We start from the raw sequence: 2,954 nt of genomic DNA, 5'->3' as shown, positions 1-2,954 counted from the left end.
GCGTTGATCAAGGCGCGGCCCGTATTTTCCGTATCGATGCTCTACATTCTCATCATCGGACTCACCGCGTTCGTTGCGGGCGTCGGGGTGGAATCGGGCGGGTTTCTCGCGGAGACGGGCGTCGAGGGAACGGCGATTGGCTCGTTCAGCCGGCTCTTTCCTTTCTACGTTATCTTCGTCGGCTGCGCGCTCGTCGGCTTCAACCGGATCCTCGATGAGAAGCGTGTCCATGGCGTTGTCGTCGCGCGCATGACGCTCGCGCCCGCCAGCGTGGCGCTGGGTCTTGGGCTGGCGGTGGCAATCATCGGCACAGGCGTGCTGGCGGGCGTAACCGATGGCTTCGCCTTGTTGAACGGGGTCAACCGATACGCGCTGCGCAACGACAGCGGCGGTTCCGGTGGCGCGCTCTTCAATCTATACCTTAACAATCAGACCTTCCTGGCCGTCTTGCTCGGTACGTTCGTTACGAGTTCAAAGAAGGGCGTTCGCTGGCTTTCCGTGGCGCTGATCGTGCTCGACCTGGCGCTCGAAGTGCTGCACGGCGAGCAGTTCATGTCGGTGCTGGGCGTTACGCTGACGGTGCTGATCCCGATCATCGCGATCAATGCCGTCAATGGCCGGCCGGTGGTCCGTTACCTGACAATCGGCGCGGGGCTTGCGCTGCTGCTTGGCGGGGCATCCGTCTTCTATGCGTACAAAGGGCAAGGGCTGGACGTTTCCGACACCATTCAGACGCGCTTCTTGCTGCAAGGCCAGGTCTGGTATGTCGTCGATCACGACGCGCATTTGCTAAGCGCGCCTGTGTCGGGCGGCTTGGCGGCCTTCGGGCGTTTCGTCGGTTCGCTTGCGTCGTGGACAGCGCCGAGCTTCTTCGACTCCGCCGCGCCAAGCGGGCTGCGCGACCTGATGGTGTCCTACGCAACACCGGCCGTCCTGAAGGCCTACATGTTCGACGACGTCACGTTCACATTGGGACAAATGGCCGTTCCCGTGTACTGGTTCGGCCTCGCGGGCGGCGCCATTTTCGTCGCGATGACGGGTGTTGTGTATGGCGTGCTCGCCGCGCTGCAGGTCGTCCTCGCGATGCGCGGCGGCGTGGTGATGCTCTGGCTGATCACCAAGATCTTTTCCTACGCGAGCTTCGCCATCCAGCAAGGCGAATACTGGACGCTGTTCGGCTCACGGACCATTTTCTACATGATCGTTGCATTGGCATGGTGGTACGTCATCGATTCCCGGGGTTCGACGCCCGGCCTGACGAGGCCGAGGCCATCTTGAACTCCCTCATCAGTCTGCTGTTTTCGTCGTTTTCAGGCGTAGTCGTCGAGAAGATCGTCGGGGCGCTGGCCGCCATTGCAAGCAACCACCTGTTCGCGAACATCTACGGCGCGCGGCTGTTCGGCGAACTGCAGTTCGCGCTTTCGCTCGCCTACGTAGTCGGAAGCGCCGCGCTGATCTTCAGTTCGCAAGCGGTTGCGCCGATCATCGGCAAGCATCCGCGCCTGCGGCACATGGTCTTCTACCGGACCTTCCGCTTGCGACTGACATCGACATTCAGCGTGATGTTCCTGTTCATGGCAGTCGTCGCGCTGTTCATGCAGTCGTCGAGTGTGGCGCTTACCCTGATCGCGGGTCTGGTGCTGCTCGTCGAGCCGATCGCGCTTGGCTCGCTGATGGCCTATGCCGAAACCAAGCCCTGGGTCATCACGCGGGCAAAAGCGTATGCGAGCGGGGTGCGCGTGCTTTGGCTGCTCGGCGCGGCGCATGCGTCGGTGGGCGCGATCGTCGCGTCTTTCGCCTGGCCGCTCGAAGCGTGCGTGGCGGCGGTTGCGCCCTTCAGCCGATATCGCTCGCTCGCAATGCAACCGCCGAAGTCCCTGCTCGGCGATGCAACCGTGACGAAGACGCTGATCGTGCGTGGGCTCAAGTTATGGCCGGCCATCGCGGCAGGCGTCCTCGTATTGCGGATGGACCGGCTGTTGCTTGGCACGTTGATGTCGAAGACCGATCTGGGAATCTACGCTGCGGCTGCGTCGCTTGTGGAGCAGTGGAACTCGGTGGGCGGGACGCTCGCACTCGCACTTGCTCCGACGATGGTCTATGCCGCCCGCAACGAACTCCAGTTGCGCGCCAACGCGCTCAAGCTGGGCGCGTACCTCGCGGCCGTCGCAGTCGTGGCGTGGATCGGCAGTCTGTTCGTGGGCCATCGCATATTCATGCTGGTCTACGGCCCGGCATTCGAAGCGGGCGTGCCGGTCATGATTTTCGCGACCGCCTGCTCGGTCGTCACGTTCGCCGACGCTGGCCTGACCACCTGGATCGTGGCGGCACGGCGTTATAGGCTGGTGATGATAAAGCAGGCGCTGACGGTCGCGGCCATTGCGATCGCGCCGTTCGTCATGCCGCGTTCGCTGATGATGTATTCGCCGGCGGCGGGCACGACGGTGGCGCTGGTGATTTTCTGGTGCGCGACTTACGGCCACACGGTGTGCGGCAGGGGGCGCGCATGAAGATCTGTCTTTGCGCCAATCGTTTTCCGCCGAACGTCATCGGCGGGGCCGAAGTGGTCGTCCATGACCTCGCGCTGCAGTTGCGAGACCGCGAGCATCAGGTTTCGATCCTGACGTTATCGGATTCGCGCAAGGGAGCGAGGACGGTCGTTGACGATCTTGACGTCCGTATCGTGCCGAACGTCAATGTCTATAACCAGTTCGCGCACGCGGAGCGCAATGGGGCGAAGAAGGCGTTGTTCGGCGCGATCGACACGTTCAATCCGCTGATGTTCGTGCTCGCCTGGCGTCAGTTGAGATCGCTCAAGCCCGACGTCCTGTGCACCCACAATCTGAAGGGCCTGGGGCCGGCGGTCTGGCTTGCCGCATGGCTCCTGCGGATTCCGGTCGTGCATGTGATGCATGACTACTGGCTCGTATGCCCGTCGGCGACCCGGTTTAAGG

3 protein-coding genes are annotated in these 2,954 nt (G+C 62.7%); all 3 read left to right on the top strand.

Annotated features, from left to right (window positions below; translation table 11 throughout):
• The coding region (locus tag WCA53_RS20385; protein ID WP_423914896.1) for a DUF6418 domain-containing protein at positions 1–1,278 on the top strand (1,278 nt) is incomplete at its 5' end.
• Entirely contained in the window at positions 1,275–2,510 is a 1,236-nt protein-coding gene (locus tag WCA53_RS20380; RefSeq protein WP_423914894.1) for a lipopolysaccharide biosynthesis protein, read from the top strand. The genes WCA53_RS20385 and WCA53_RS20380, both read left to right, overlap by 4 nt.
• A partial coding sequence (locus WCA53_RS20375; protein ID WP_423914892.1) for a glycosyltransferase occupies positions 2,507–2,954 on the top strand: 448 nt, incomplete at its 3' end. The genes WCA53_RS20380 and WCA53_RS20375, both read left to right, overlap by 4 nt.

Origin of the sequence: Caballeronia sp. (assembly GCF_049581465.1) — a bacterium.
In the GTDB taxonomy this organism is placed as follows: domain Bacteria; phylum Pseudomonadota; class Gammaproteobacteria; order Burkholderiales; family Burkholderiaceae; genus Caballeronia.
This window is presented reverse-complemented; position numbering and strand designations above follow the sequence as displayed.